This window comes from Jiangella asiatica (assembly GCF_004349065.1).
Lineage (GTDB): Bacteria > Actinomycetota > Actinomycetes > Jiangellales > Jiangellaceae > Jiangella > Jiangella asiatica.
Genome location: NZ_SMKZ01000062.1, coordinates 12745 through 38315 on the forward strand (window position 1 = coordinate 12745; position 25571 = coordinate 38315).

Below are 25571 nucleotides of genomic sequence, written 5' to 3' on the forward strand. Positions count from 1 at the left end.
CCGGTCAGTGGTGACCGGCGCCGTGGCCGCTGCCTGAGCTGCCGTGGCCGCCGGCCACGTCGGCGAAGACGCCGTCGTAGCGCAACTGGAGCATCATCCCCTCTTCGGCGTGCGGCAGGTTGTGACAGTGGTTCATCCACACGCCCGGGTTCGTGGCCTCGAACGCGACGTCCCAGACCTCGCCCGGCTGGACGTCGAACGTGTCGACCCACAGCGGGCTGCCGGTGGCCGGCTCGCCGTCGCGGGCGAGCACCAGGACGGCGTGCCCGTGCAGGTGCCAGGGATGGGTCTCCAGGCTCCGGTTTACGACGCTCAAACGCACCAGGTCGCCCTCGGCCACCAGCTGCTCCGGGATCGAGGGGTGGCCGCGCCCGTCGACGGTGTGCGCGTAGGTCGGCCGCCCCTCGACCATCGCGACACCGCGGTCCAGCACCATCGTGAAGTGCCGGTCGTACACGGTGTCGAGGTCGAACGGGGCGGCCGCCGGCTCGCCGTAGGCCAGCGGGTCGAGCTCCGGCCAGTCGCCGGTGCCGGCCGCGTCGTCCCCGTCGCCGTCCACCCGCGCGCCGAGCCGTAGCCGGACACTGTCGTCGACCAGCAGCGCCACCGGCCCGTCGGGCATGGGGAACGTCAGGTCGTAACGCCCGCCGGCGGGCAGCCGCAGCGCCCGCCGCTCCACCTCGCCGGGCCCGTTCAGGTCGCGCCCGTCCACCGCGGCCAGCCGGAACGCGGTGCCGGTGAGCGCGAACCGGTGCGGCTCGGAGTCGGTGTTGAGCAGCCGCAGCCGCACGACGGCGCCCGGCTCGGCGGCGTGCGAGGCGACGCCGTCGTCGGCGCCGATCGCCAGCACCTCGTCGTAGGTGTGCACCGGCAGCGTGAGGTCGAGGTCGGCCGGCACCTCGTCGCGCGGTGTCACCACGAGCGTCCCGAACAGCCCGCGCCGCACGGCGGGGTGCGACACCTGGTGCGTGTGGTACCAGTACGTGCCCACCTGCTCGGCGAGGAACCGGTAGGTGAAGGTGCCGCCGGGCGGCACCGGCTCCTGGGTGGCGCCGGGCGCGCCGTCCTCGCCGCACGGCACGTCGTAGCCGTGCCAGTGCAGGGTGACGCCGTCGTCGAGGTCGTCGTTGCGCAGCGTCACCTCGATGAGGTCGCCGTGGACGGCGGTGATCGGCGGGCCCGGCAGGTCGCCGCCGTACGTCCACGCGTCGACCTCCTGCCCGGAGGCCAGCACGACGGTCGCGGTGCGGGCGGTCAGGGTGAGCTGGCGGACGACGCCGCCCGGTGCCGGCTGCGCCGGGCCACGCAGGGTGGTGACAGGGACGCCGTCGCCCGCCTGGTGCTCCGCGGCGGCGCCGCCGCCGGTGACCGTCCCCGGCGCGGACCGGAAGGCCAGCCCCGTCCCGGCGACCCCCGCGGCCACCGCGCCGCCGGTGAGGGCGAGGAAGCGGCGGCGCGGCAGGACGTGGCCGGGCGACGGGACTCCGCCGCCGGGCGCCGTGGTCGCGCGGACGGTGACCAGCGTCGCCACCAGCACCACCGCCACCGCGAGCAGCCCGGCGCTCCACGTCAGCGGGTAGCCGGCGACGATGGTGACCGCGAACAGCGCCGTCGCAGCGTACCCGGCCGCCAGCAGCGTCACGCCCGGCCCGGCACCGGCCAGCGCCACGAGGCCGACCACTACCAGCAGCGGCGGCCCGAGCAGCGCCTTCTCCTGGACGAACCACCAGCCGCGCTCCGCCAGCACCGCCGCCGACGCCGCCCGTCCCACCGTCACCAGCGCGGCCGCACCGGCCAGCAGGCGCACCGCGCCGGGGCCCAACCGCCGGGAGACCGCGACGGCGCCGGCTGCGAGCCACGCCGCCGTCATGAGCAGGGCGACGGCGTGGTCCAGGACGATCAGCTGGCCGGTCGTCACGCGGCAGCTGCCCCCGGCGTGGACGCCGACGGCTGGGCCGGGGAACGGGAGCCGCGCAGCAGCGCACCCACGGCCCCCGTGATCGCCAACGCGTTGAGCGCATGCAGCCCGAACACGACGTCGTTGGTCGAGTCGGCCACCATGGCGATGACCCCTTGGAGCACCGCCAGCCCGGCCACCAGCGCCGCCCGGGCAACGAACCGGCCCGGCATCCGGGCCAGCGCCCCGACCAGCGTCAGCACCAGCGCCATCGGCACGATGGCGTAGCCCAGCTGCCGGTGTATGTCGAACGACTCGTCGTCGGGTCCGGTGTCGAACGCGCCGACCGCGGCCAGGAAGAACTGGGTGACGACCGCCAGCAGCAGCAGGCCGGCGAGTCCGGTGAAGACCTTACGCATGGTGTACTCCTTCGAGTCCGCGGGTGTCCGAGGTCGCCGTGGTGGCCGGCAGGTCCGGGGCGAAGAGCTCCGGACGGCCCTCGACGTGCAGCTGGGGCAGCCGGCGATCCAGCCAGCCCGGCGCCCACCAGTTGGCCCGGCCGAGCACGTGCATGGCGGCCGGGACCAGCAGCATCCGCACGACGGTGGCGTCGATGAGGATGGCCGCGGACATGCCGACACCCATCGCCTTGAGGGTGACGTCGGAGCTGGGGATCAGCGCGGCGAAGACCGTCACCATGATCGCCGCGGCGGCGGTGATGACGCGGCCGGTGCCGGCCAGCCCTTCCACGATGGCGCGGGCGTTGTCGCCGGTGCGCACCCATGCCTCGCGCATCCGGCTGATGAGGAAGACCTCGTAGTCCATCGACAGCCCGAACAGGACCGCGAACATCATCACCGGCACGTAGGCCGGCATCGGCGTCTCGGTGTCGATGCCGACCAGCCCGCCGGCCCAGCCGCCCTCCAGCACCAGCGCGACGACGCCGTAGGCCGCCGCCACCGACAGCAGGTTCATGACGGCCGCCGTCAGCATGATCGTGACGCTGCGGAACGCCAGCACCAGCAGCACCATCGACACGGCGACGACGCCGCCGATGAGCAGCGGCAGCCGGTCGGCGGTGGTGGTGTTGGTGTCGATGACCGCCGCCGTGACGCCTCCCACGTGCACGTCCAGGCCGGTCGCCGGCAGGACGTCGTCGCGCAGGGTGTGCACGAGGTTCTCGGTGGCGCCGTCCTGCGGGCCGGTCTGCGGGATCACCGTCAGCAAGGCGGCGTCGCCGGCGGGGTTGACGACGGCGGGCGGCACGGCCGCGACCCCCGGCGTCGCGGCGACGGCGTCGGCCACCGCGTCGAGCGAGCCCGCCGCGGACCCCGTCGTCGTCAGGTCGGCCACCAGCAGCAGCGGGCCGTTCGCCCCCGCGCCGAAGCCGTCGGAGACCAGGTCGTAGGCCTGCCGGGCGGACGCGTCGTCGGGGTCGTTGCCGGCGTCGGGGAACCCGAACCGGGCACCCAGGAACGGCACCGCCAGCGCGAGCAGCACGACGATGCTGCCGACGGCCGCGAGCCGGCTGCGCCGCTCGATCAGCCGGCTCCACCGCAGCCACGCGCCCGACGGCTCGACGTGCCCGCCGGCGGCCAGCTGGACCGGCCGGCCACCGCCTCGCCGGCGCCCGAGGGGCAGCCGAAGCCGGTCGACCCAGTTCCCGGCGAACCCGAGGAACGCGGGGAACAGCGTCGCCGCCGCGGCCAGCACGACCAGCACCCCGACCATCGTGACCACGGCGGCGCCCTGCATGAACGACAGACCCATCGCGAACAGCCCGAACATGCTGATCATCACGGTCCCGCCGGCCACCATGACCGCACGCCCCGCGGTGTCGAGGGTGGCCACCGTGGCGCGCTCCGCGTCAAGCCCTGCGGCTCGCCACTCGCGGAACCGGGTCACCATGAGCAGCACGTAGTCGATGCCCAGAGCGATACCGAGGACCGAGGCGAGGATCGGCGCCCAGTCCGGCACGTCGATGAGGGCGGCGACCAGCCCGGTCAGCGTCGCGCTGACGGCGAGCCCGGCCAGCGCCACCCCGATCGGCAGGCCGGCCGCGACCACCGAACCGAACGTCACCAGCAGGATCACCGCGGCGGCGATCAGCCCGACGACCTCCGAGCCGAACTCGCTCGCCTCGGCCAGCCGGATCGTGTCGCCGCCGAGCGCGACCTCCAGGCCTGGACGTTCCGCGGCCTCGGCGGCGGCCAGCAGCCGCTCGGTGTCGGCGACCGGCATGTCCTCGGGAACGTCGACGTCCAGGTTGAGGCGGGCGAGCAGGGTCCGCTCGTCCGGTGCCAGCGCGCCGGGAGTGACGTAGGGGTCGTCGACGGCGGCGACGTGCGGCAGCTCGCGCAGCTCGTCCAGCAGCGCGGTGACGTCGGCCTGGACACCGGGGTCGGTCACCGGGCCGTCGGCGTGGACGACCACGTCGACCGGCTCGCCGGAGCGGTCCGGGAACCGGTCGGTCAGCAGCCCCTGGGCCAGCTCGGAGTCCGAGCCGGAGATGGTGTAGTCGGCCTCGTAGTCGCCGCCGAACGCGGCGGTCAGCCCGAACGCGGCGGCCAGTGCGAGCGCCCACGCGACGAGCACGCGGCCTCGACGCCGGTACGCGATGCCGGCGAGCCGGCCGAGCGGCCCCGGCGGGGGCACGTCGAGCGCCCCCGGCGGAGGGTCGCCGAGCGGCCCTGTCCGGCGGTCGCCCTCTGTCTCTACAGGAGTCATGGCAGCGATCATGGTTTGGCGGGGTCGCCCGGTCTTCGGCCTGCGGTCGCCTCCCGGTCGGCGGTTCGGCGCAGCCGGGCGGGGTGCTGCGTACTCCACGGGGAGTAGTCGCCTGCGCCCGCCGGCGGGCGCAGATGTGCGGGAGCGCCGATACGATCTCTGCCATGGAGCGGCGAGCCGACGAGCGAACGGAGTGGGCGGCGGGGCGTGCGGCGGGGTGTGCCGAGGGCCGGAGCCGGCCGCGGAGTGAGTGAGAAGGCGGGCGTGACCGAGTAGATGGAGCGGCTGGTGCGGCGCGGTCCGCTGTCGACGCGGGCCCAGGATGGGCTGCTCGCGGCGTTCGTCACGCTGCTGCAGGTGCTGGGTACGCATTCGGCCATCGCCAACGACGCGGAGGCCAGTGAAGGGCCGCTGGACGCTCTCGGCTACGGCGGCCATGTGCTGCTGATCCTCAGCGGGCTGCTGCTGTTCGTGCGTCGCCGCTGGCCGGTCGCGGTCTTCGTCGCCACCGGACTGGTCAGCATGAGCTACTTCTTGGCCGACTACCCCGACGGGCCGGGCTGGCTGTCGCTGTTCGTGGCGACGTACACGCTGACGGCGCACGGCGACGGTCGTCGGTCGCTGGTGATCGCGGGAAACGGCGCCGTCGTCCTCACCGTCGCGTGGTTCATCGCCGCCGACCTCGACGCCGCCACCGCCGGCTGGCTGGCCTTCCGGGTCGGCGCCACCATCATGGCCGCGGCGCTGGGCGAGTCGGTGCGGTCGCGCCGGGTCATCGCGGCCGAGGCCGAGCGGCGGGCCGAGGTCGCCGAACGGACCCGCGACGAGGAGGCGCGCCGCCGAGTCGACGCCGAGCGGCTGCGCATCGCCCGCGAGGTCCACGACACCGTCGCGCACGCCATCGCCATCATCAACGTCCAGGCCGGGGTGACGGCACATGTGCTGGACAAGCGGCCGGAACGCGCGCGCGAGACCCTGGTCACCATCGAGCAGACCAGCGCGCAGGCGCTGCGCGAGATGCGAGCCATCCTCGGGGTGTTGCGCGGCGACGACGACGAGCGCGCGCCGGGCCCCAGCCTGGCCGCGCTGGACGAGGTGGCGGCGGTGGCGCGGCGCGCGGGTCTCGACGTGACGGTGGTGGCGACGGGCCCGGGCGGGGAACTGCCCAGCGCCGTGGACCGGGCGGCGTACCGCATCGTGCAGGAGGCGGTCACCAACGTCATCCGGCACGCGGGGCCGGCGCGGGTCACCGTCGCCGTCGAGCATCGTCCGGACGAGCTGGAGATCGAGGTCGTCGACGACGGGGGAGCGGCCAGCAGCGGTCTTGCCGGGACAGTGGTCACGCCGGGTCGCGGCATCGTCGGCATGCGCGAGCGGTGCGAGCTGCTCGGCGGCACGCTCACGGCCGGGCCGGCGGGCGAGGGGTTCCGGGTGCACGCGGTGCTGCCGCTGCGGCGGGTGGGCGCGTCGACGCCATGACGGACGCCCCGGTGAAGGTGCTGCTCGCCGACGACCAGGTGCTGGTGCGGGCGGGCTTCCGAGTGCTGCTCGACGTCGAGGACGACATCGAGGTGGTGGGTGAGGCCGCGACCGGCGCGGAGGCCGTCGAGCTGTGCCGGGCGCACCGTCCCGACGTCGTGCTCATGGACATCCGGATGCCGGTGCTCGACGGCATCGAGGCCACCCGTCGGATCGCCGCCACGGCGGGCCTGGACTCCGTGCACGTGCTGATCCTCACCACGTACGACACCGATGCGTACGTCTTCGACGCGCTCGAGGCGGGCGCGAGCGGGTTCCTGCTCAAGGACGCCGGCCCGGCGGAGCTCCTGCACGCCATCCGGGTGGTGGCTGCCGGCGAGGCGCTGCTGGCACCGAAGATCACCAGGCGGCTGATCGCTCAGATCACCGCCAGCCGTGCCGCACACCAGGTGGCCGAGGACCGGCTCGGTGTGCTGACGCAGCGCGAGCGCGAGGTGCTGGCGTTGGTCGGCATCGGCCTGTCCAACGCCGAGATCGCCGCCGAGCTGTCGCTCAGCCCGGCGACCGCGAAGACACACGTGAGCCGCGCCATGATCAAGCTGGGCGCCCGCGACCGCGCACAGCTGGTGGTCATCGCCTACCAGACCGGCCTGGTCGACCCGGTGACGTCACCAAAACGTTGACTCCGCTTCGCCCACGTCGCCATCAACCACCCCGTACCGTTCAACCGGCGTGGACACGATCGGCGCCATGTCGAAGACTTCCTGGCGCACGGCCGCCGCCGTCTCCGTCCTGATGCTGGCGGCGCTGCCGGTCGCGCCTACCGGTGCGGCGCCGGATCGCGAGTTCGACCTGCAGGCGCACCGCGGCGGGCTCGGGCTGCGGCCGGAGAGCACGCTGGCGTCGTTCGGCAACGCGCTGCAGCTCGGCGTCTCGACGCTGGAGCTGGACGTCCAGATCACCCGCGACGAGTACGCCGTCGTCACCCACGACCGGCGCATCAACCCGGCCAAGTGCGCCGACACCGAGCCGGTGACCCCGGGTGACCCGCAGTTCCCGTACGCGCAGGGGCGCTACATCAAGGACCTCACCCTCGCTCAGCTGCGCACGCTGGACTGCGGCAGCCGGCAGCTGGCCGGCTACCCGGAGCAGGAGGTCGTGCCCGGTGCCGGCATGCCGCTGCTCAGCGAGGTGTTCGACCTGGTTGAGCGGCACGACGCCGACGACGTGACGCTCAACATCGAGACGAAGGTCGAGGCCGGCGCGCCGCACGAGACCGCGCCACGCGAGCAGTTCGTCGACGTCGTCGCGCGGGACGTCCGCGTCGCCGGGATGCAGAAGCAGGTCACCGTCCAGTCCTTCGACTGGGGCGCGCTGATGCTCATGGGCGAGGTCGCGCCGGAGCTGCCGCTGGTCGCCCTGACCAACTACGACTTCCTCCAGGTCGACCGGCCCGGCGCGTCGCCGTGGCTGGGCGGTATTGACATCGACGACTTCGACGACGACCCGATCGCCGCGATCGCGTCCTTCGGCGCCGACGTGTTCTCCCCGGTGCACGGCTTCCCGCAGGGCGGCTCGGTGGACGACCCCGGCTACGTCCCGTACGTCACGCGTGACCTGGTCCGCCATGCGCACCGCAACGGCATCGAGGTCGTCCCGTGGACCATCAACGACGTCGCGACCATGAGCAAGCTGATCGACGACGGCGTGGACGGCATCATCACCGACTACCCGGACCGGCTGCGCGGCCTGCTCGACGACCGCGGCTTCCGGCTGCCAGAACCGCACGCGTCGCCGTTCGACATCCAGGCGCACCGCGGCGGACGCTGGGACCGTCCGGAGAACACCCTGCCCGCCTTCGAGCACGCACTGGCCAACCCGGACGTCTCCACGCTCGAGCTGGACACCGGCGTCACCGAGGATGGTGTACTGGTGGTCAGCCATGACCGGACGGTCAACGGCTCGCACTGCCAGGACACCGGGCCGGCCACGCCCGGTGACCCCGAGTTCCCCTACGTCGGCGACCTCGTCCGCGATCTCACGCTGGCGCAGCTGCGGACCATCGACTGTGGGACGCTCACGACGCTGCCGGAGCAGCAGCCGGAGCCGGGCGCGGGCATCCCGACGCTGGACGAGGTCTTCGACCTGGTCGGAGCGAGCGGCCGCGACGACATCCGGCTCAACATCGAGACGAAGATCAGCCCGCTGGTCGACGACACCGCGCCCTACCGGGAGTTCACGGCCGCGCTGGTGGAGGCGGTCCAGGAGGCGAACCTGCGCGACCGCGTCACCATCCAGTCCTTCGACTGGCGCACGATCCGCCACGCCAAGCAGCTGGACGGCCGGATCGACACCGTCGCGCTGATCTGGCAGTACGGCCCGGACGAGTGCCGGTCGCTGGCCGACGAGTGCTCCCTGCAGGCCGTCTACGGCGACTCCTCGGTGAAGAGCCCGTGGACCGCCGGCATCGACTGGTGGCGGGTCGGCGACGTCGGCCGGATGACCCGGATGGCCGGTGCGACGACGGTGTCGGCGAACTGGCAGGTGCACGACCCGGACCAGGGCACTGTGGCCTCCGACGACTGGTACCTGCGCCAGGACCCGGCCTACTTCCACGGCCCGGAGATCGACCGCCTGCACCGGATGGGTCTGTCCGTCGTCCCCTACACCATCAACGACGCCGCCACCATGCAGCACCTCATCGACCTCGGCGTCGACGGGATCATCACCGACGACCCCGGCACCCTGGTCGACGTCGCCGAGCTCAACGGCCTGCGCTGACCTCCTGAGTGAGGCTCGTCCGCAGCTTCCGTGGGTGCGCGTGCCCCCGAAATGATCACGTTCAGCACGAGATCTCGTGTCGCACCATGCTCGCAATCATGGTGAGGCTCGGGGGATCCTGCTGAACGTGATCATTTCGAGGCCACGGTGTGAGACTGCCGCGGCTGACCGGGCGGCGGGGGCAGCGAAGCCACATCCCGAAGCCGCGGCGATCCCGCACCGTTCCAGCCGTTCGCGGCGCCGCACAGCATGCCGCTCGCACGACCGCCTTGGGGACGTCAGCCGAGCAGCAGACCGGCGCCGATCGCGGTCATCACCAGGGCGATCAGGCCGTCCAGGACCTGCCAGGCGCGCGGACGCTCGAACACCCGGCTCAGCGTCCGGGCGCCGAAGCCCAGGGCGACGAACCAGCTCAGGCTCGCCGTCACGGCGCCGGCGCCGTAGAGCCAGCGGCCGTCGTCGCCGTGCTGGTTGGCCAGTGCGCCGAGCAGCACGACGGTGTCCAGGTACACGTGCGGGTTGAGGAAGGTGAACCCGAGGCAGGCCAGGACGGCGGCGCGGGCGGTGGTCGCCGACCGGCCGCTCGCGGACATCGACGACGGCCGCAGCGCCCGCCGGGCCGCCAGCGCCCCGTACCCGAGCACGAACGCCGCGCCCGCGTACCGGGCGACGTCCACGGCCCACGAGTGCGCGGTCAGGACCGCGCCGAGGCCGGCGATCCCGGCGGTGATCAGCAGCGCGTCGGACACCGCGCACACCGCGACCACGGGGACGACGTGCCGGCGGGTGATCCCCTGGCGCAGGATGAACGCGTTCTGCGCACCGATGGCGACGATGAGTGTGAGGGAGGTGACGAACCCGACGGCGGCGCTGGACACGCTTCGACGCTAGGAGTCCGCGGCGGTGAGATCCAGCTAAAGTTTCTACATGTTCCTTAGCTTGGCTTCATCATGCGTATCGATCTCGCGCAGCTGACCGCGCTCGCCGCCGTCGTCGACGAGGGCAGCTTCGAGGCCGCCGCACGCCGCCTGCACGTGACACCGTCGGCGGTGAGCCAGCGGGTCAAGGCGCTCGAGGCGCGGATGGGGCAGATCCTCGTCACCCGCACCCGCCCGACCGGCGCCACTGCGGCGGGGCGGGTGCTCGTCCGGTACGCCGGCCAGGTGCGGCTGTTGGAGAGCGAGGCGTTGTCGGCACTGCCCGGAGCGGACGCCGTCGACCTGCGGCTGCCGCTGGCCGTGAACGCGGACTCGCTGGCCACGTGGTTCCTGCCGGCGCTGGCGGAACTGGCCGACGAGCGGGCCGCGTGCTTCGAGATCCACCAGGAGGACCAGGACCACTCCGCGACCCTGCTGCGCGACGGCACCGTCATGGCCGCGGTGACGGCCGACCCGCACGCCGTCCAGGGCTGTGCCGCGCAGCCGCTGGGGCGCATGCGCTACGTCGGCGTCGCCTCGCCCGGGTTCCTCCGCCGGTACTTCGCCGACGGCCCGACGACGACGGCGTTCGGCGCGGCGCCGATGCTCGTCTTCAACAGCAAGGACGCGCTGCAGTCCCGGTTCGCCCGCGAGGTCGGCGGTCGCCGCGTCGACCCGCCGCTGACGGTGCTGCCGTCGTCGGTGGGCTTCGCCGAGGCCGCGGCGCTGGGCCTGGCGTGGGGGATGGTCCCGACGCGGCTCGCGGCCGCCCCGCTCGCCGACGGCCGGCTGGTGGAGATCGCGCCCGGCCACCACCTCGACGTGCCGCTGTACTGGCAGCGCTGGAAGCTGGACTCGCCGGTCCTCGCCGCACTCACCGCGTCGGTCACGGCGACCGCCGCGGCCTACCTGGACTGAGGCGCCCGCGCGAAGGCGTAGAGGCGACGGCGTGTGCTTCGTCACGCCCGTCGTCGGGCCGGCGCGACCTCGCTGGCCGATGAGTTCTGGCCGGCGGCCCTGTCGGTACCGGTGCCGTGTCACCGAGCCTTGGAGGCAGATCATGACCAGATCACTCAACCCGCGCCTGAGCCGCCTGGACGTCCTGGTGGGCGCCTGGGAGGTGACGGCGTCGTCGAAGGGACGCACCCTGAGCACGGCGCCGTGTACCTTCCAGTGGTACGGCGACGGTGGCCTGCTGGTGCAGCGCACCGATCCCCAGACCTACCTCGTGCCCGAATGGGTCGGCGCGGCCCCGAGCTGGTTCGACGCCGTCATCGGTCTCGACGACCACTCCGACGAGCTCACGATGCTCTACACCGACTCCCGCGGTGTCTGCCGCACCTACCGGATGAGCCTCGACGGCGACCGGTGGACGCTCTCGAGCCGTCCCGGTCCGGACTTTCACCAGCGGTTCGTGGGCACCGTCAGCGACGACGGCACCGAGATCGACGGCAGGTGGGAGGCCTCCGAGGACGGCCAGGCCTGGTCGACGGACTTCGACGTGACCTACCGCCGTCTGCCCGGCTGACTCAGCCGCGGGCCGGCTGCCGATCCAGTTCGAACCGTGCCCGTACCTGATCAGCTCGGCCGACGGACCCATGGCCAGGGACGAGGACATCGACGTCGCCCGCCACGTCCTCGAGCAGCCGCAGCCTGTCTGCGCCAAGGAGATGGCAGGATTTGATCTTGATTTAGCTGGGGCTCAGTAGGCTGACGCCATGCGGAAACTGACCTTTGGCATGAACCTGACCCTGGACGGCTACATCGCCGCGCCCGGCGACGACCTCGGCTGGAGCGTGCCGAGCGACGAGCTGTTCCAGTGGTGGTCCGACCGGGTGGGAGCAACGGGCCTGGCGCTGTATGGGCGGAAACTGTGGGAGACGATGAGTTCCCACTGGCCGACCGCCAACCAGCAGCCCGGCGCCACACAAGCGGAGATCGAGTTCGCCCGCCGCTGGCAGGCCATGCCGAAGGTGGTGTTCTCCTCCACGATCAGCACGGTCGACTGGAACACTCGCCTGGTCACCGGCGACGCGGTCACCGAGATCACCCGGCTCAAGGCCGAGGATGGCGGCCCCATTGACATCGGCGGCGCCACACTCGCCGCAGCGGCGATGCGGGCCGGGCTGATCGACGAGTACGTGCTGGCCACCGCACCGGTCTTGGTGGGCGGCGGCACGCCGTTCTTTACGGCCCTGGACAACTGGGTGAACCTGACCCTGGTGGAGACCCGGACGTTTCCCGACGGCGTGGTCCTGACCAGGTACGAGACCAGGCACTGAGTGCCCTACGTCGGATCGGCGCGAACTTCGGGCCACCCAAGGATCTCGTGGCGCTGCGTTCTGAGGCGACTGTTATACCCCCGCCGGATCACCAACCGTGTATGTGCGAGATCCCCGCAACAGGACGGTCGGACCGGTGGTTACTTGGGTCCCCGTGCCGGTGACGTTCGCTTGCCGCGGCGTCGTGTCGTCAAGGGTTTGGTGGGGCCGCCGCAGGGTGTTCCCTTCAACACCGCCAACACGACCTAAATCTGCCCGGATCTGCTCGTCCACAGCCACCTGCCTGGACGGTTTCCGCGATCTGCTCACCCAGAATGGCCGCGTCGTCCTGCGATCACGGACACCCCCGGGCAGGAGAGTTGGCAGCCCCGGTCCGGATGTCTCCAGGCCCGGATGCGTATGGCCGGCGTCGTCTCCCGCGGGCGCGTCGGCGGTCAGCGCACCACCGGGAACACGAGATGGGTGACGCGGTCGCCTTGAACACAGACCGATGGGTTGCCGAGCAGCACGTCGTCAGCCGAGAGCTTGCCGAAGAAGGGGCGGTTGCCCTCGCCCATCACGACCGGGACGAGGTCTATGGCCACTTCGTCGAGCAGCCCCAGGTCCAGGCACTGCCGGGCGATGGTGCCACCGGTGACCGCGACGACACGGTCGCCAGCGAGCGTCTGCGCATGAGCGACTGCGGCCGCTACTCCGTCGGTCACGAAGGTGAACGGTGCCTCGGGGTGTGCGTCGACCCAGTCGGTGGGGACCCGGTGCGTCACGACGACGACGGGGACGTCCAGTGTGTGGCGACCCTGCCAGCCCTCGGCCACCTCGAACAGCGTCCGGCCGCAGACCAGTGCGCCGAGTGAGGACACCCACCGCCGCCAGTGTTCCGCGCTCGGCGGGGTCAGATGGACGGCGAAGTCCCCAGCGGGAGTCGGGAGCTCGACCTCGCCGTTTTGCAGCCAGTCGAACAACCGGCCGATGGTGTTGTCCTGTTTGGCGACGTACCCGTCGAGCGACATGATCGCCTGCGCCACCACCTTGCCCACGGCTCCTCCCCTTCTCAGATGTGCTGCGGCCGGTAGACGTGCACCACGACGCCGCTGGGAAACGACACGGCCTCGACGAGGCTCAGGCGCCGCGAGTCCGGTAGTTGATCGAACAGCGCCCGTCCCTGGCCCAGCACCAACGGCTGGACGAAGAGGCGGTACTCGTCGATCAGGTCCGCCGCAGCCAGAGCGCCGGCGAACCGTCCGCCGCCCCACACGATCACGTCTGGGCCAGGCGCGGCCTTGATCGCGGCGATCTCGGCCGCGAGGTCACCGCGCGCGACCTGGGTGACCGGCCAGGTCGCCTCGGCGTCGCCGAGTGTCTTGGAGAACACGACCTTGGGGGTGTCGTTCATCGGGGCCGCGTACGGGTCGTCCGACTGCGGCCAGTACGACGACATCTGCTGGTACGTGACGCGGCCCATGAGGTGGGCACCGGCCTTGCTGATGCGGTCGAGCTTCCACTGCTTGAGTTCGGCGCCCTCGGGGATCGCGACCCCGGGGTGCCCACGGTCGCTGTCAACGAACCCGTCCAGTGACATCGACATGTACAGAATGACGTCTCGCATGACCTATCTCTCCTCGATCTTGTTCCCGTCCGGTCGACGGTCGCCGAACAACATCCCGAACCCTCGGCCGGCCACCTGGTTCGCCTCCAGGACCAGGCGTCCGGTCCGGCACTCCACGTGGTCGACGACGCGAGCGACTCGCAAGCCGTCCACCGAATCATGAGGCTGCTTCATTCGGCTTCATGCTTCTCCCTACCGACCGCCCGCGTGCCCGAAACTCATCGTGGCCTACCAGGTCACCGTCCGGGGTCTCCGGGTCGTTGCAGGTCATGCCGCGGGTGCGGGTCGGTGGCGACGGCTTGCTGGAGGAGCCGGTAGAACAGCAGGCCGCGCTTGTGGGCGGTGCGGCGGTTGAACCGGAAGGTGTACTCGCCGAGGTAGTACGGGCAGCTGCTCGGTGCTGACGCGATGGTGCAGGGTGCCGGCGATCCAGCGTTTGAACAGCGACGCGATCAGGTGGACGCCGGGCAGCACGGTCGTCGGGTCGGTCGCGTTGTGGCCGGTGGTGTCGTGATGGACCTAGCCCATGTCGCCTGGCCGGCGCAGCCCTCGGGCGCCGTCGGTGTGGATGGTAGAGCCGGGCTCGACGACACGGGCGGGCGCGGTCTCGTACGAGCCGAACCGGACCCACCGTTCTTCTGCGACGTGACGAACCAGGTCGCGGCGAACCACGTCGCCAGCGGCGTGCGGGTCCAGTGGAAGATCGTGCCCACAGTCACCGACGTCTGTCGCCCACAGGCCGCGCACATGAGCAGCGCCTTGCCGGTCCGCCAGCACGCACCCGCCCCGCAGCGCGGGCAGACGAACCCGTCCCGCCTGCGCAGCCGCTGCCATCATACTTGATCCACCCAGACATTCAGAACATACGTTCGAACGTGTAGTAGGGTGCTGGGTATGAGCGTTGCCTTTCAAGCGTCCTTGCTCGACGGCGCGCTATATGGGCCCGAGCTCCGGCCGCTCGGCGGCGCCGTCGAGCGCACCGAGCTCACCCAGGGTGCCTGGGTCGACCTGCGGCCCGGCTGGGTCAGCGGGTCCGACGAGCTGTTCACCCGCCTGGTCGAATCGGTGCCGTGGAAGGCCGAGCGGCGCACTATGTACGAGCGCGTGGTCGACGTGCCCCGGCTGGTCCGCTTCTACGGCGACGGCGAAGCGCTGCCCGACCCGCTGCTCGAGACTGCGAAGGCACGGCTGAGCCGGCACTATGCAGCCGAGCTCGGCGAGCCGTTTACTACCGCCGGCATGTGCTTCTACCGCGACGGCCGCGACAGCGTGGCCTGGCACGGCGACACCATCGGCCGCAGCCGCACTGAGGACACCATGGTCGCCATCGTGTCGCTCGGTGCTCCGCGGTCGTTGTTGCTGCGCCAGCGTGGCGGCGGAAGCGCCACGCTGCGGTTCTCCGTCGGCCACGGCGACCTGCTGGTGATGGGCGGGTCGTGCCAGCGCACGTGGGAGCACGCCGTGCCGAAGACGGCCAAGCCGGTCGGTCCGCGCATCAGCGTGCAGTTCCGCCCCACCGGCGTGCGCTGAGCTGAACGACCCCGCCTGATCGGCGCCTGGCGCTGCCTTCGAAATGATCACGTTCAGCAGGATCCCCCGAGCCTCACCATGATTGCGAGCATGGTGTGACACGAGATCTCGTGCTGAACGTGATCATTTCGATCGGGCGGCGACGGGGCGAGGCATCCGCCGGATGATCGCCGGGGATGGTTCCGGGCCTGTCGGCGCCGCGTGGCCGAAGTCCGGCGGCGCCTTTGACGCTCTGGGCGCCAGGAGCGGTCACAGCCAGCCGCGCCGCGCGGCCTGCACTCCTGCCTGGAACCGGTTGGTCGCGCCCAGGTGGTCGAACAGCCGCCGCGTCCGCCGCCGCATGGTCCTGGTCGACAGGCCGAGCTGGCGGGCGATGGCGCTGTCGGTGAGGCCGGCAACCAGCAGGCGTGCCAGCTGGAGGTCCTCGGCGTCCGGCACCCCTTGCGGCACGTCCGAAGCCGGCGGGCGGCCGTCCGCGCGGTCCTCGTCCGTCAAGGCGGCGCCCGGCGCACCCGCGGCGCCGGAGCCGGCACCTGACGCCGTCGTCGCCATCGTCCCGCCGCCGGGGCCGAGCGGCACCGCCCGCCGCCAGTACACCTCGAACAGCTCGATCAGAGCGTCCAGCAGGGTCGACTCGCGGATGAGCAGTCCCTGGGCGTGCTCGACGTCGAGTGAGAGCGGCATGAGGGCGATGCGGCGGTCGGCGATCGCGAGCTTCATCGGCAGTCCGGGGAGCACGCGGCCCTGCTCGCCCCGGCTGGTGAGGTCGCTGACCTCGTCCAGCGCGCCGGGGACCTCCAGCGCCTCCGGCGCGTAGATGGCCCGCCAGGTCACGCCGCTGGCCAGCCGCATGGGCTCGACCGGGTTGACCGCGGCCAGCACGTACGGGGGCCGGTCCAGGACCATCATCTCGGTCTGCACCTGGTGTTGCAGCCGCACGAACCACCGGCCCTGTTCCTGCGGCCCGTTGAGCAGCTCGACGGTGCTGCCGCCGCCGGCCTGCCGCCGGGTCGTGTGAAACACCGACGCCAGCGCGAGCACCGATGCGCGGGCCTGCTCCAGCTCGGTGCTGCGTTCGCGCACCAGGGCGTCGACGGCGGCTTCCGGGTCGACGGCGGTGTAGCGGCGGCGCCGGCCAGACATCCGGGTCACCAGGCCGAGGGCGCGCAGCCGGGTGAAGGCCCGGTCGACCTTGGCCTCGGCCTCGCCCAGCTGCTGGGCCAGCGCCGCCGGGGTAGCGTCGGCGCAGGCCAGGAGCGCTCGGTAGACACGCTCGTCGAAGGTGTCGACACCGAGGGCGGCCAGCGAGGTGGGGGAGTCCTCAGTCACGACCACCAGATTGGCCGCATGGTGCCAACGGCCGCAAGCGGCCACTCCAGACCATTGCGACAACTGGTCTAGGCCGCGTACCAATGTGGCCAAACCACCGTGCCGCCCTGGCCGTGGTCTGACCCCTGGAGCATGAAGGTGCCTCGACGACTCCGCGCCGCACTCGGCGTGACGCTGGTGACCGGCCTCGGCGCGACAGGGCTCGCCACGACGGGGCTCGGCCCGGCTGGGCTGACCCCGACCGCCGACGCGGCCGGCGAGGCCGCGACCGACTCCCGCGTCATCGTCGTCATGGACGACGCGCCCAGCCGGAGCCGCGCGGCCACGGCCCAGCGCGATCTGCTGGCCGCCGCGGCCGACGCCGGGGTCGAGGCGGAGGTGGAGCACCAGCTCACCGGCCTCATCGACGCCGTCGCGATGACCGTCCCGGCCGGCGACGTGAACCGGCTGGCCGAGCTGCCCGGAGTGGCCGACGTCGTGCCGGACCGGCGGATGCGCGCGGCCACCGACGTCAGCGTGCCGCTCATCGGCGCGCCGCAGGTCTGGGAGCAAGAGGCGCCCGTGGGCGGCCCGGCCGACGGCGCCGGCACCGTCGTCGCCGTCGTCGACACCGGCGTCGACTACACCAACCCGTCGCTCGGCGGGGCGTTCGGCCCGGGCAACAAGATCGTCGCCGGCCACGACTTCGTCAACGGCGACGACGACCCCATGGACGACAACGGCCACGGCACCCACGTCGCGGGCATCGTCGCCGGCGACGGAGCGGTGACCGGCGTGGCGCCGGGCGCGCTGATGACGGCGTACAAGGTGCTCGACGGCGGTGGCGACGGTTGGGAGTCCGACATCATCGCCGGCCTCGAAGCGGCCGTCGATCCCGCAAACCCGTACCGGGCCGACGTCGTGAACCTGAGCCTCGGCGGTCCCGGCGACGGTACCGACCCGCTCGGCCAGGCGGCCACCGCGGCCGCTGAGGCGGGTGTCGTCGTCGTGGCGGCCGCCGGCAACTCAGGACCCGGCGAGAACACTGTCGGCACCCCGGCCGTCGCCGATGGTGTGCTGTCGGTCGGCGCGTCGGCCAGCGGCATGGTGCTGCCGACGGCCCGGATGGTCGCACCGCGGGTCGAGCCCGTCGACGCCTACCGGGCGCCGTACTCGGCCAGCCCGCCGACCCAACCGGTCAGCGGCGAGCTGGTCGACGTCGGCGCGGGCACGGAAGCCGACTACGACCGCGTCGGCGACGTCACCGGCAAGGTGGTGGCGTACCGGGCCAACATCCCCGGCGACCTCGCGGCGGTCCAGCCGCACCTGCTCGACCAGGCCCGGCTCGCCGAGGAGCGTGGCGCGCTCGCGCTGCTGGCCTACAGCGGCGGCGGTGGCGGCCCGGTCCTGATGTCGGAGACCGCGGCGCCGTCGGCTCCCGGCGAGATCCGGGCCACGGACGCCGAGCCGGGCATCGTCGACGTCCCGCTGTCCGGCGCCGAGTCCGGCGAGAGCTTCCGCATGGACCGCATCGTCGTCATGGGCCTCATGGAGACCCAGTGGGCCCGGCTGCAGAGCGCGATGGCCGAGGGCCCGGTGAGCATCGAGATCACCGGCGAGGACGTCACCGACCAGGTCGCGTCCTTCAGCTCCCGCGGGCCGACCCGAAGTTTCGAGCTCGAACCCGACCTCGTAGCGCCGGGGGTCGAGATCCGCTCCACCTGGCCTCTCGCGCAGTGGGCACCCGGCATCTACCGCATCTCCGGCACCAGCATGGCCGCGCCGCATGTGGCCGGAGCGGCGGCGCTCGTGCGGCAGCTGCACCCGGACGCGTCGGTGGAGGAGGTGGGCGGCCGGCTCGTCGGGTCCGCGGCCGCGACCGCCGCCGGCCCGTCCGCGTCCGGCTCCGGGCGCCTCGACGTCGAGGCCGCCGTCGCCGCGGACGTGATCGCCGAGCCGACGTCCGTGTCGCTGGGCCTGGCCGACCTGGCGGCACCGGTCCTCGACGCCAGCGGCACGACCACGCTGCGCAACACCGGCGACACCGACATCGCCGTGACCCTCGGCGCCGAACCCGCCGCGGACAGCGCCGGCACCGCCGTCGTCTCGCCGGCGCAGGGCGTCATCCCGCCCGGCGGCGAGCTGAGGGTGGAGGTCACCGTCTCCGCGGACCGGCCGGACCAGGACGCCGACCTGGCCGGCTGGGTGGTCGCCTCGCTGGCGGGAAGCATGAGCACCGTCCGCGTGCCGTACCTGCTCTCCGCCCGCCACGTGGTGGTTCAGACGTCGCCGGACCCCAGCGACGGCGCCTCCGCGGCGTTCATCTGGAGTCCGGCACAGCTCGAGCAGCCGCCGACGGTGACGGTGACCCCGCCCGCCGGCCAGCCCTACACCGTCACCGCCGAGCACGAGTACGACAGCTGGTACCGCGCCGAGCTCACCGGCTCCCGGGTCGGCGCGTACGACGTCGCCGTCAGTGCGCTGACGACGCTCGGCGCCACGCTGACCGGCGGCTCCGGCTTCGAGGTGACCGCGCCATTGGGCAGCTCCGCCAGCCCGGCGCGGTGGCAACCCATCGGGCCCAACGCCGAGTCCGGCCCGATCGCCACCACCCCGGCCGACCGCGGCACCGCCGCCGTCACCCAGTACCTGCGGGCCGGACCGTGGACCACCGACGACGGCGGCGAGACCTGGGAGCAGCGCAACCGGCTGCCCGTCGCCGCCGGTACCGGCAACGACAACCTCGTGGTGTCCGCGAACGACCCCGACGTCATGTGGTACGCCGTCAACGGCTCCAGCGGAGGCGCCTTCGACCTCCTGGTCGACCCCAGCTACCAGGGCCGGATCCTGCGCACCGAGGACGGCGGCGACACCTGGCAGCCGCTGGACGTCCCCGACGTCCACGTGATCGCGCTGCTCAGCGACCCGCGCACCCAGGTGCTCGTGGCCGTCACGGCCGACGCCGTGCTGGTCAGCCGGGACGGCGGCGACACCTGGTCGGCGCACGCGAACCCCGTCGGCGGCAACCTGTCCGGCGGCGCGGTCGGCGGCGACGACCTCTACCTCGCCACGTACGACGGGGTGTGGGCGGTGCGCGGGCTGCTGGCCGGCGACCCGACCGGCACCGACCAGGTGTTCACGCCGGCGAGCGGCCTGGTGGAGGGCCTGGTGGCCGACGACTCGCTGGTCGCGGTGCTGGGCGACGACGTCGTGACCGGCTCCTGGGACGGCGGCAACACGTGGGCCGACCTCTACACCGTCCCCGGCGGTGGCGCGCTGGACATCGTCCTCGACGGCGACGTGCTCATGGTGACGACCTACCGGCCCGTGCAGCACGTCAGCCGCGACGGCGGCACGACCTGGTCGCAGGTGGCCCAGCCCGTCAACGGCGCGATCGAAGACGACGCCGTGGCCTGGGGCGACGGTCTGCTGTGGTCGTCGCCGGGTGCCGGGCTCTTCCAGACCGGCGACGACGGCGCCGACCCGCGCCGCATCGGGGTCCAGGGGGCGACGGCGTACGACCTGGCCGTCGTCGAGGACGCCGACGGCACCGCGCGGCTGCTCGCCGGCACCGACGCCGACGTGTTCGGCACCGACCTGCCGACCCGGCCGAAGCTGCCCGACGGGGTGGCCGAGTGGGGTCTGTCCGGGTACGAGGCCTACGTGGGCACGCGAGTGGGGCAGCTCGCCGTCGACCCTCAGGACCCGGCGACGGTGTGGAAGATCCGCAAGGACGCCCTGTCGCAGTTCTGGGTCTACCGCAGCACCGACGGCGGCGCCAGCTGGCAGGTGCGCGGACGCACGAACGAGCTGCCGTTCGACATCGTGGTCTCGCCCACCGACTCCGACCTGGTCGCGGTGGCGTTCTGGAGCCTCGGCGGCGTCGGGCTGTACGTCACCCACGACGCCGGCGCGACCTGGGACAAGCACTTTCACGACCAGGTGTTCACGACCGTCGCCACCGACCCGGCCGACCCCGACCGGCTCTGGCTGGGCAGCTCCGACGGCCTCTACCGCAGCGACGACTTCGGCGTGAGCGCGGAGAAGGTCGCCGACGGCCAGGTGAGCGCGGTCGCGGTCGACGAGCACCGCGTCGTCGCCGCCGGTGCCGCCATCCGGGTCAGCGAGGACGGCGGCCAGACGTTCGCCGTCGCCGACAGCGGCGACCTCCCGATGCTGGTCAGCGAGGTGCTGGTGTCGCCGTCCGACCCCGTCACGTGGTACGCCGCGACCGGCGCGCACACCGCCAACGGGCTGGTCAAAGGCGGTCGCGGGGTGCTGCGCAGCACCGATGGCGGGCACACCTGGGTCAACGTGTCCAGCGGCCTGCAGAACCTGTCCGTGGTGTCGCTGACGGCCAGCCCCGACGGCCGCTGGCTGTACGCGGGCACCGAGAACGGCGGCGTACACCGGGTGCGAGCCCGGTAGTCCCCGAACGCCGCCCGGCGCGAGTGGGACGGCGAGCGTCAGCCGTCGTCCCACTCGTCGCGCAACTCCTTGCGCAACACGTCCACCTGCACCATCAGGGCGCCGAGCAGCTCCTCGCGGTTCAGCCGGTTCGTGGTGCGGTACGACCAGGCCGGCCGCCCGTCCGCGTCCAGCACCTTGATGAGGACGAAGGCCTCGATGGCGGTCTCGCCGGGCGAGAGCGGGTGCAGCTCGAGGCCGCTGAGCACTTGCGCGACCGGGACGCGCTCGTCGCCGCTGGCGTCGTGATCGCTCTGCATGGCGTCATACAACCACTCGTGGCCACGTCCCGCTCAGGGACCACCCTGGGATGACCCTGATGCGGCCCTGAAACCACCCTTGAACTGCTGTTTCACGGCGTCCGTGACCCGTACCGTTGCGGCCATGATCACAGCTGATGGGCTCACCAAGCGCTACGGCGACAAGACCGCCGTCGACGCGATCGACTTCACGGTCCGCCCGGGCTCGGTCACGGGCTTCCTCGGCCCCAACGGTGCCGGGAAGTCCACGACCATGCGGATGGTCATGGGCCTGGACCACCCCTCGCGCGGGAGCGTCACCGTCAACGGGCGCGCCTACCGTGACCTACCGGCACCGCTGCACGAGGTCGGCGCCCTCCTCGAGGCCAAGGCCATCCACGGCGGCCGCAGCGCCTACAACCACCTGCTGTGGCTGGCCAAGTCCAACGGCATCTCCCGGAAGCGGGTCGACGAGGTCATCGGCCTGGTCGGCCTCGGCGAGGTCGCACGCAAGCGGTCCGGTGGGTTCTCCCTGGGCATGGGACAGCGCCTGGGCATCGCCGCCGCACTGCTCGGCGACCCCGGCGTGCTGTTGTTCGACGAGCCGGTCAACGGTCTGGACCCGGAGGGCATCCGCTGGATCCGCACGCTGATCCGCAACCTCGCCGCCGAGGGCCGGACGGTGTTCGTGTCCAGCCACCTGATGTCGGAGATGGCGCTGACCGCCGACCACCTGCTGGTGATCGGCCGCGGCCGCATCCTCGCCGACACCGGCATGGCCGACTTCATCGCCCGCAACTCCGCCGCCTACGTGCGGGTCCGCTCGCCGCACGCGGCACCGCTGGCGACCGCGCTGACCGGCGCCGGCTGGGCGGTCTCACCCGGCAGCGACGACGACCGCACGGCGCTGCGGGTCGAAGGCGCCACGGCCAAGCAGATCGGCGACCTCGCCGGCGCCCACGGTCTGTACCTGCACGAGCTGACCGTGGTCAACGCGTCGCTGGAGGAGGCGTTCATGCGCCTCACCGCGGACAGCGTCGAGTACCACGCACGCATCGACCAGCCGATCCCCGCCGGAGTGTGACGACGCCATGACAACAGCAACCCTCGAACCCGCCACCGCCCCCGCGCGGGCAACCGCGGCGCCGCGGCTGACTTTCGGCCGTCTTCTCGATGCGGAGTGGACGAAGCTGCGCACCGTCCGGTCGACCGTCTGGACGCTGACGGCGTTCGTCACGCTCAGCGTCGGGCTGACGGCCCTCATCTGCCTGGCCGCCGCCGGCGAGCTCAGCGCCGCCGACAACGACGAGCCGGTCGGCGCGTTCGTCACCTGGGGCCTCCTGTTCGGCCAGCTCGCCGCCCTGGTGCTCGGTGTTCTGGTGGCGTCGGCCGAGTACTCCAGCGGGATGATCCGCACGACGCTCGCGGCGGCACCGCGCCGCTGGCCGGTCCTCGCCGCCAAGACGACGGTACTCACCGGGCTGCTGCTGGTCCTGGGCACCATCACGTCGGTCGCCAGCTTCCTGGCCGGCAACTACTTCCTGTCCCGCGAGGGGATCGGGTTGGAGATCTCCGACCCTGAGGCGCTGCGAGCGCTGCTCGGCGGCGGCCTGTACGTGGCCGTGCTCGGCGCGTTCGGCCTCGGCCTGGGAGTCCTGATGCGGCACACCGCCGGCGCGGTCACTGTCGGCATCGCGACCATCTTCGTCGTCGGCAACCTGGTCAACCTGGTCCCCGGCGCGTTCGGGGAGTGGCTGATGAAGCTGATGCCGGGCAACGCCGGCTCGGCCATCGCCAATGTCGAGCAGTTCAACCCCGAGCTGCTCGAACCGTGGGTCGGGTTCGCGGTGTTCGCCGGCGAGACGGCGCTCCTGCTGGCCGTGGCCGGGTGGCTGTTCGCCCGCCGCGACGCCTAGAGACGGTTCCGGTAAATCGAGAGGCGACGGGTCGGGCGGTTCGGTGAGAATGACGCCGTGACCGCCTTCGCCGTCCCCACGAAGCTCGCCGAGTTCGCCGCCCGCGACGACCAGCCCGAGGTCGCCGCCTGGGTGCGTACCCTTCCGGCCCTGGTGCCCGAGCTGTGCGAACGGTGGGAACTGACCGTCGGCGCTCCGTACGAGCCCGGCGGTCAGTGCTCGTGGGTGGCACCGGCCACGACCCGCACCGGCGACGCCGTCGTGCTCAAGGTCGGCTGGCGCCACGAGGAGGCCGAGCACGAGGCGGCCGGGCTGCGCTTCTGGGACGGCGACGGTGCGGCCCGCCTGTTCGCCGACGAGACGTTCGACAGCACCAGCGCGATGCTGATGGAGCGCTGCGAACCGGGCACCATGCTGGCGAGGGCACGGCCGCCGCTCGAACAGGACGAGGTCATCGCCGGCCTGCTGCGCCGGCTGTGGAGGCGGCCACCGGACGGCCACCCATTCCGGCCGCTGACCTCCATGTGCGACTTCTGGGCCGACGAGTTCGAGGAGAAGCTCGCCGCGGCCGCACCCGGCCGCGTCGACCCCGGCATCGCCCGCGCCGCGATGCAGCTGATGCGGTCGCTGCCCCGGGAGAGCACCGACCAGGTCGTCCTCTGCACCGACCTGCACACCGAGAACGTGCTGGCCGCCGAGCGCGAGCCGTGGCTCGTCGTCGACCCCAAGCCGTACGTGGGCGACCGCAGCTACGACGCGTTGCAGCACATGCTCAACATGGACCGGCTGACGAAGGACCCGAACCGGCTGCTCGAGCGGATGGCCGATCTGCTGGATCTCGACCGTGAGCGGCTGCGGCGGTGGTTGTTCGCCCGGTGTGTCCAGGAGTCGCTGGGCTGGGACGGCTTCTACGACGTGGCGTTGCAGGTCGCGCCCCGGGGGTAGCGTCGTGACTCCGCGACGAGGAGGCCAGACATGGCGACGTTCATCACGATCGGCTACGGCGACAGCGCAGGGTACGAGCGGACCGATGGCGCCGTGCGTGACGCGGCCCACGAGCACGACGCCCGGCTGCGCGACGGCGGCGCCGTCATGGGGATCGCCGGCGCGCCGGTGCAGGTGCGCAACCACGACGGCGCGGCAATGCGGACCACCCCAGGGCCGTTCATGCACTCGGACCTGCCGATCGCCGGGTTCGCCGTGATCGAGGCCGACACCATCGAGGAGGCGGTCCAGCTCGTGTCCGGCACGCCCTGCGCCGTCGCTCAGGGTGTGGTCGAGGTCTGGCCGCTGGACCAGCCGGCCGAGTGATCGGGCCGGGTCACGGCGGCGGCGCGGCGCCCTCGCAGGCCGGTGCCGCGGCCGGCGCCGCGGTGCTGCCGATGACCTGTACCCCGACGGTGGACGCGTTGTCGCCGTCGTCGAGCTCGCGCAACAGGCGGTCGGGGTCGGCCGAGAGCGTCAGGCAGTAGACGCCGTCGGCGAGGTCGCGCGGCAGTGGCAACGCCTGGCCGTCGAGGTCGAAACGGTAGAGGTCGCCGAAGCCGACGCTGATGCCCTGGATGCTTTCGCGGTCGCAGTCGCCGAAGGCGCCGTCGCGGGCCGGCCCTTCGAGCGGATGGCTGTCGCGCAGGCAGAAGCTGACCTTGTCGCTGGTTACGATCGGGACGTCGTCGCCGGGCCGGGTCAGCACATAGCTGGCCGACGCGTCGAAATGCCAGTGCAGGTGCGTCGGGTGATCGACCATGCAGCCGCCGGGCGCCGGCTTCACCGAGCGGTCCACCGCCGGGTCGAACCGCCCGTCGCCGTCCACGTCCGCGACGACGCGCTGGGCGGCGTGCCGCTGCCCGGCGGGGCAGACGGCGTGGTCATCGGGCGCCACGATCAGCGGCCCGACCCCCGTGTTCGCGATCGTGGCGGAGAACCGCAGGTCCCGGGTGCCGGCGTCGGTCAGGGTGATCTGGATGTCCTCGGCCGGCAGGCTGTGCAGGTCGGGCAGCAGGTAGGCGGCCCGATCCGGCCGCTTGGCCTGCACCGTTGCACTCGCCGGGGCGTCGGACGGCGTGGGGTCGCCGCCCGCCGCGCCGCCGCAGGCCGCACCCAGGACCGCGGCGACGAGGGTCGCCAGGACCGGCATCGGCAGATCGCCCACAAGCCATCATTGCTCACCAATGGGGTGAATGCGGCCTGCGTCACACCTGGAGTTCGGTTGGGAAGCCGGTCCAGGACGGCCTGCTGTCGGCCACGCTCGCTCAGGCCGCCGTGCCCGCATGCCCGGTGACGCTGATGAGCGGTTGGGAGATCGCGTCGTCACGATGACGCTGTTGGCGCCGCGGTGGTCCGCACCGCGTGGCCGACTCGTCGTCGATCTCTGGACGGGTGCGGTCATAAGGGCGCTGGTTGGGCTGGGTCGGGTGTGGCG

21 protein-coding genes and 3 pseudogenes are annotated in these 25571 nt (G+C 72.4%); 13 read left to right on the forward strand and 11 right to left on the reverse strand.

What is annotated here, in order from left to right:
- Positions 1–4 precede the first annotated feature (4 nt).
- From E1269_RS27890 to E1269_RS27900, 3 genes are read right to left on the reverse strand one after another with little or no spacing between them, the layout of a single operon-like run.
- Positions 5–1918 carry a multicopper oxidase family protein gene (locus tag E1269_RS27890; RefSeq protein WP_131900789.1) on the reverse strand — a complete coding sequence of 638 codons (1914 nt, stop codon included), beginning with the start codon at positions 1916–1918 and terminating at the stop codon, positions 5–7.
- Positions 1915–2316: a DUF6220 domain-containing protein gene (locus tag E1269_RS27895; RefSeq protein ID WP_131900790.1), complete on the reverse strand. Its 402-nt coding sequence runs from the start codon at positions 2314–2316 to the stop codon at positions 1915–1917. The genes E1269_RS27890 and E1269_RS27895 overlap by 4 nt, the downstream gene beginning before the upstream one ends.
- Positions 2309–4624 (reverse strand): MMPL family transporter, encoded by a 2316-nt coding sequence (locus E1269_RS27900; RefSeq protein ID WP_162606660.1) that lies wholly within the window; start codon positions 4622–4624, stop codon positions 2309–2311. The genes E1269_RS27895 and E1269_RS27900 overlap by 8 nt, the downstream gene beginning before the upstream one ends.
- Positions 4625–4900: 276 nt before the next feature.
- On the opposite strand from E1269_RS27900, the gene E1269_RS27905 reads away from it, so the two are divergent.
- The 4 genes and pseudogenes from E1269_RS27905 to E1269_RS34465 all read left to right on the forward strand — a co-directional run bounded on the left by E1269_RS27905 (position 4901) and on the right by E1269_RS34465 (position 8884).
- Positions 4901–6103 (forward strand): sensor histidine kinase, encoded by a 1203-nt coding sequence (locus tag E1269_RS27905; protein WP_131900792.1) that lies wholly within the window; start codon positions 4901–4903, stop codon positions 6101–6103.
- Positions 6100–6786 (forward strand): response regulator transcription factor, encoded by a 687-nt coding sequence (locus E1269_RS27910; RefSeq protein WP_131900794.1) that lies wholly within the window; start codon positions 6100–6102, stop codon positions 6784–6786. Before E1269_RS27905 ends, E1269_RS27910 begins: the two co-directional genes overlap by 4 nt.
- A gap of 67 nt (positions 6787–6853) precedes the next feature.
- Positions 6854–7900: pseudogene (locus tag E1269_RS34460) on the forward strand (glycerophosphodiester phosphodiesterase family protein); the annotation flags it as partial.
- Between the two features lie 6 nt (positions 7901–7906).
- Positions 7907–8884, forward strand: a complete 978-nt coding sequence (locus tag E1269_RS34465) for a glycerophosphodiester phosphodiesterase family protein (RefSeq protein WP_420810682.1) — start codon at positions 7907–7909, stop codon at positions 8882–8884.
- A gap of 278 nt (positions 8885–9162) precedes the next feature.
- Here E1269_RS34465 and E1269_RS27920 read toward each other — a convergent pair whose 3' ends face one another.
- Positions 9163–9762: a LysE/ArgO family amino acid transporter gene (locus E1269_RS27920; RefSeq protein ID WP_131900798.1), complete on the reverse strand. Its 600-nt coding sequence runs from the start codon at positions 9760–9762 to the stop codon at positions 9163–9165.
- A gap of 72 nt (positions 9763–9834) precedes the next feature.
- Here E1269_RS27920 and E1269_RS27925 point away from each other — a divergent pair, with 72 nt between their 5' ends.
- Together E1269_RS27925 and E1269_RS27930 are read left to right on the forward strand one after the other, a co-directional pair.
- Positions 9835–10719, forward strand: coding sequence for a LysR family transcriptional regulator ArgP (locus E1269_RS27925; RefSeq protein ID WP_131900806.1), 885 nt, complete (start codon positions 9835–9837; stop codon positions 10717–10719).
- Between the two features lie 142 nt (positions 10720–10861).
- Positions 10862–11329, forward strand: a complete 468-nt coding sequence (locus E1269_RS27930; protein ID WP_131900808.1) for a hypothetical protein — start codon at positions 10862–10864, stop codon at positions 11327–11329.
- Positions 11330–11348: 19 nt separating this feature from the next.
- Here E1269_RS27930 and E1269_RS34470 read toward each other — a convergent pair.
- A pseudogene (locus tag E1269_RS34470) lies at positions 11349–11453 on the reverse strand (MBL fold metallo-hydrolase); the annotation flags it as partial.
- Between the two features lie 66 nt (positions 11454–11519).
- On the opposite strand from E1269_RS34470, the gene E1269_RS27940 reads away from it, so the two are divergent.
- Positions 11520–12083 (forward strand): dihydrofolate reductase family protein, encoded by a 564-nt coding sequence (locus E1269_RS27940; RefSeq protein WP_131900810.1) that lies wholly within the window; start codon positions 11520–11522, stop codon positions 12081–12083.
- A 434-nt stretch (positions 12084–12517) separates the two neighbouring features.
- Here the strand turns inward: E1269_RS27940 and E1269_RS27945 are convergent, their stop codons facing one another.
- The 3 genes and pseudogenes from E1269_RS27945 to E1269_RS34475 all read right to left on the reverse strand — a co-directional run.
- The gene (locus E1269_RS27945; RefSeq protein WP_131900812.1) at positions 12518–13120 is read right to left on the reverse strand and encodes a dihydrofolate reductase family protein; all 603 of its coding nucleotides are present in this window, start codon (positions 13118–13120) and stop codon (positions 12518–12520) included.
- Positions 13121–13134: 14 nt separating this feature from the next.
- The gene (locus tag E1269_RS27950) at positions 13135–13689 is read right to left on the reverse strand and encodes a dihydrofolate reductase family protein (protein ID WP_131900813.1); all 555 of its coding nucleotides are present in this window, start codon (positions 13687–13689) and stop codon (positions 13135–13137) included.
- A 623-nt stretch (positions 13690–14312) separates the two neighbouring features.
- A pseudogene (locus E1269_RS34475) lies at positions 14313–14516 on the reverse strand (transposase); the annotation flags it as partial.
- Between the two features lie 67 nt (positions 14517–14583).
- On the opposite strand from E1269_RS34475, the gene E1269_RS27960 reads away from it, so the two are divergent.
- Complete coding sequence (locus E1269_RS27960) at positions 14584–15219, forward strand: alpha-ketoglutarate-dependent dioxygenase AlkB (RefSeq protein ID WP_131900817.1); 636 nt, start codon at positions 14584–14586, stop codon at positions 15217–15219.
- A gap of 249 nt (positions 15220–15468) precedes the next feature.
- On the opposite strand, the gene E1269_RS27965 is transcribed toward E1269_RS27960, so the two are convergent.
- Positions 15469–16548, reverse strand: a complete 1080-nt coding sequence (locus tag E1269_RS27965; RefSeq protein ID WP_203434148.1) for a helix-turn-helix domain-containing protein — start codon at positions 16546–16548, stop codon at positions 15469–15471.
- Between the two features lie 138 nt (positions 16549–16686).
- On the opposite strand from E1269_RS27965, the gene E1269_RS33955 reads away from it, so the two are divergent.
- The gene (locus tag E1269_RS33955; protein ID WP_131900819.1) at positions 16687–20955 is read left to right on the forward strand and encodes a S8 family serine peptidase; all 4269 of its coding nucleotides are present in this window, start codon (positions 16687–16689) and stop codon (positions 20953–20955) included.
- 38 nt (positions 20956–20993) lie between these two features.
- Here the strand turns inward: E1269_RS33955 and E1269_RS27975 are convergent, their stop codons facing one another.
- Positions 20994–21254 (reverse strand): hypothetical protein, encoded by a 261-nt coding sequence (locus tag E1269_RS27975; protein WP_131900821.1) that lies wholly within the window; start codon positions 21252–21254, stop codon positions 20994–20996.
- 124 nt (positions 21255–21378) lie between these two features.
- Between E1269_RS27975 and E1269_RS27980 the strand changes: the two genes are divergently transcribed.
- From E1269_RS27980 to E1269_RS27995, 4 genes are read left to right on the forward strand one after another with little or no spacing between them, the layout of a single operon-like run.
- The gene (locus tag E1269_RS27980) at positions 21379–22317 is read left to right on the forward strand and encodes an ABC transporter ATP-binding protein (RefSeq protein ID WP_131900823.1); all 939 of its coding nucleotides are present in this window, start codon (positions 21379–21381) and stop codon (positions 22315–22317) included.
- A 7-nt stretch (positions 22318–22324) separates the two neighbouring features.
- A complete protein-coding gene (locus tag E1269_RS27985) occupies positions 22325–23149 on the forward strand; it encodes an ABC transporter permease (RefSeq protein ID WP_131900825.1) in 825 nt (274 codons plus the stop codon).
- Between the two features lie 57 nt (positions 23150–23206).
- Complete coding sequence (locus tag E1269_RS27990) at positions 23207–24094, forward strand: aminoglycoside phosphotransferase family protein (RefSeq protein ID WP_162606661.1); 888 nt, start codon at positions 23207–23209, stop codon at positions 24092–24094.
- A 30-nt stretch (positions 24095–24124) separates the two neighbouring features.
- Positions 24125–24460 carry a YciI family protein gene (locus E1269_RS27995; RefSeq protein ID WP_131900829.1) on the forward strand — a complete coding sequence of 112 codons (336 nt, stop codon included), beginning with the start codon at positions 24125–24127 and terminating at the stop codon, positions 24458–24460.
- Between the two features lie 10 nt (positions 24461–24470).
- Here the strand turns inward: E1269_RS27995 and E1269_RS28000 are convergent, their stop codons facing one another.
- Positions 24471–25301: a lysyl oxidase family protein gene (locus E1269_RS28000; RefSeq protein ID WP_131900831.1), complete on the reverse strand. Its 831-nt coding sequence runs from the start codon at positions 25299–25301 to the stop codon at positions 24471–24473.
- Positions 25302–25571: the final 270 nt, after the last annotated feature.

Excerpts from the sequence above, each read along its gene's own strand:
- E1269_RS27895 (WP_131900790.1), bottom strand. The coding sequence starts at position 2,316 with ATGCGTAAGGTCTTCACCGGACTCGCCGGCCTGCTGCTGCTGGCGGTC.
- E1269_RS27900 (WP_162606660.1), bottom strand. The coding sequence starts at position 4,624 with ATGACTCCTGTAGAGACAGAGGGCGACCGCCGGACAGGGCCGCTCGGC.
- E1269_RS27905 (WP_131900792.1), top strand. The coding sequence starts at position 4,901 with ATGGAGCGGCTGGTGCGGCGCGGTCCGCTGTCGACGCGGGCCCAGGAT.
- E1269_RS27910 (WP_131900794.1), top strand. The coding sequence starts at position 6,100 with ATGACGGACGCCCCGGTGAAGGTGCTGCTCGCCGACGACCAGGTGCTG.
- E1269_RS27925 (WP_131900806.1), top strand. The coding sequence starts at position 9,835 with ATGCGTATCGATCTCGCGCAGCTGACCGCGCTCGCCGCCGTCGTCGAC.
- E1269_RS27930 (WP_131900808.1), top strand. The coding sequence starts at position 10,862 with ATGACCAGATCACTCAACCCGCGCCTGAGCCGCCTGGACGTCCTGGTG.
- E1269_RS27940 (WP_131900810.1), top strand. The coding sequence starts at position 11,520 with ATGCGGAAACTGACCTTTGGCATGAACCTGACCCTGGACGGCTACATC.
- E1269_RS27950 (WP_131900813.1), bottom strand. The coding sequence starts at position 13,689 with ATGCGAGACGTCATTCTGTACATGTCGATGTCACTGGACGGGTTCGTT.
- E1269_RS27960 (WP_131900817.1), top strand. The coding sequence starts at position 14,584 with ATGAGCGTTGCCTTTCAAGCGTCCTTGCTCGACGGCGCGCTATATGGG.
- E1269_RS27975 (WP_131900821.1), bottom strand. The coding sequence starts at position 21,254 with ATGCAGAGCGATCACGACGCCAGCGGCGACGAGCGCGTCCCGGTCGCG.
- E1269_RS27980 (WP_131900823.1), top strand. The coding sequence starts at position 21,379 with ATGATCACAGCTGATGGGCTCACCAAGCGCTACGGCGACAAGACCGCC.
- E1269_RS27985 (WP_131900825.1), top strand. The coding sequence starts at position 22,325 with ATGACAACAGCAACCCTCGAACCCGCCACCGCCCCCGCGCGGGCAACC.
- E1269_RS27995 (WP_131900829.1), top strand. The coding sequence starts at position 24,125 with ATGGCGACGTTCATCACGATCGGCTACGGCGACAGCGCAGGGTACGAG.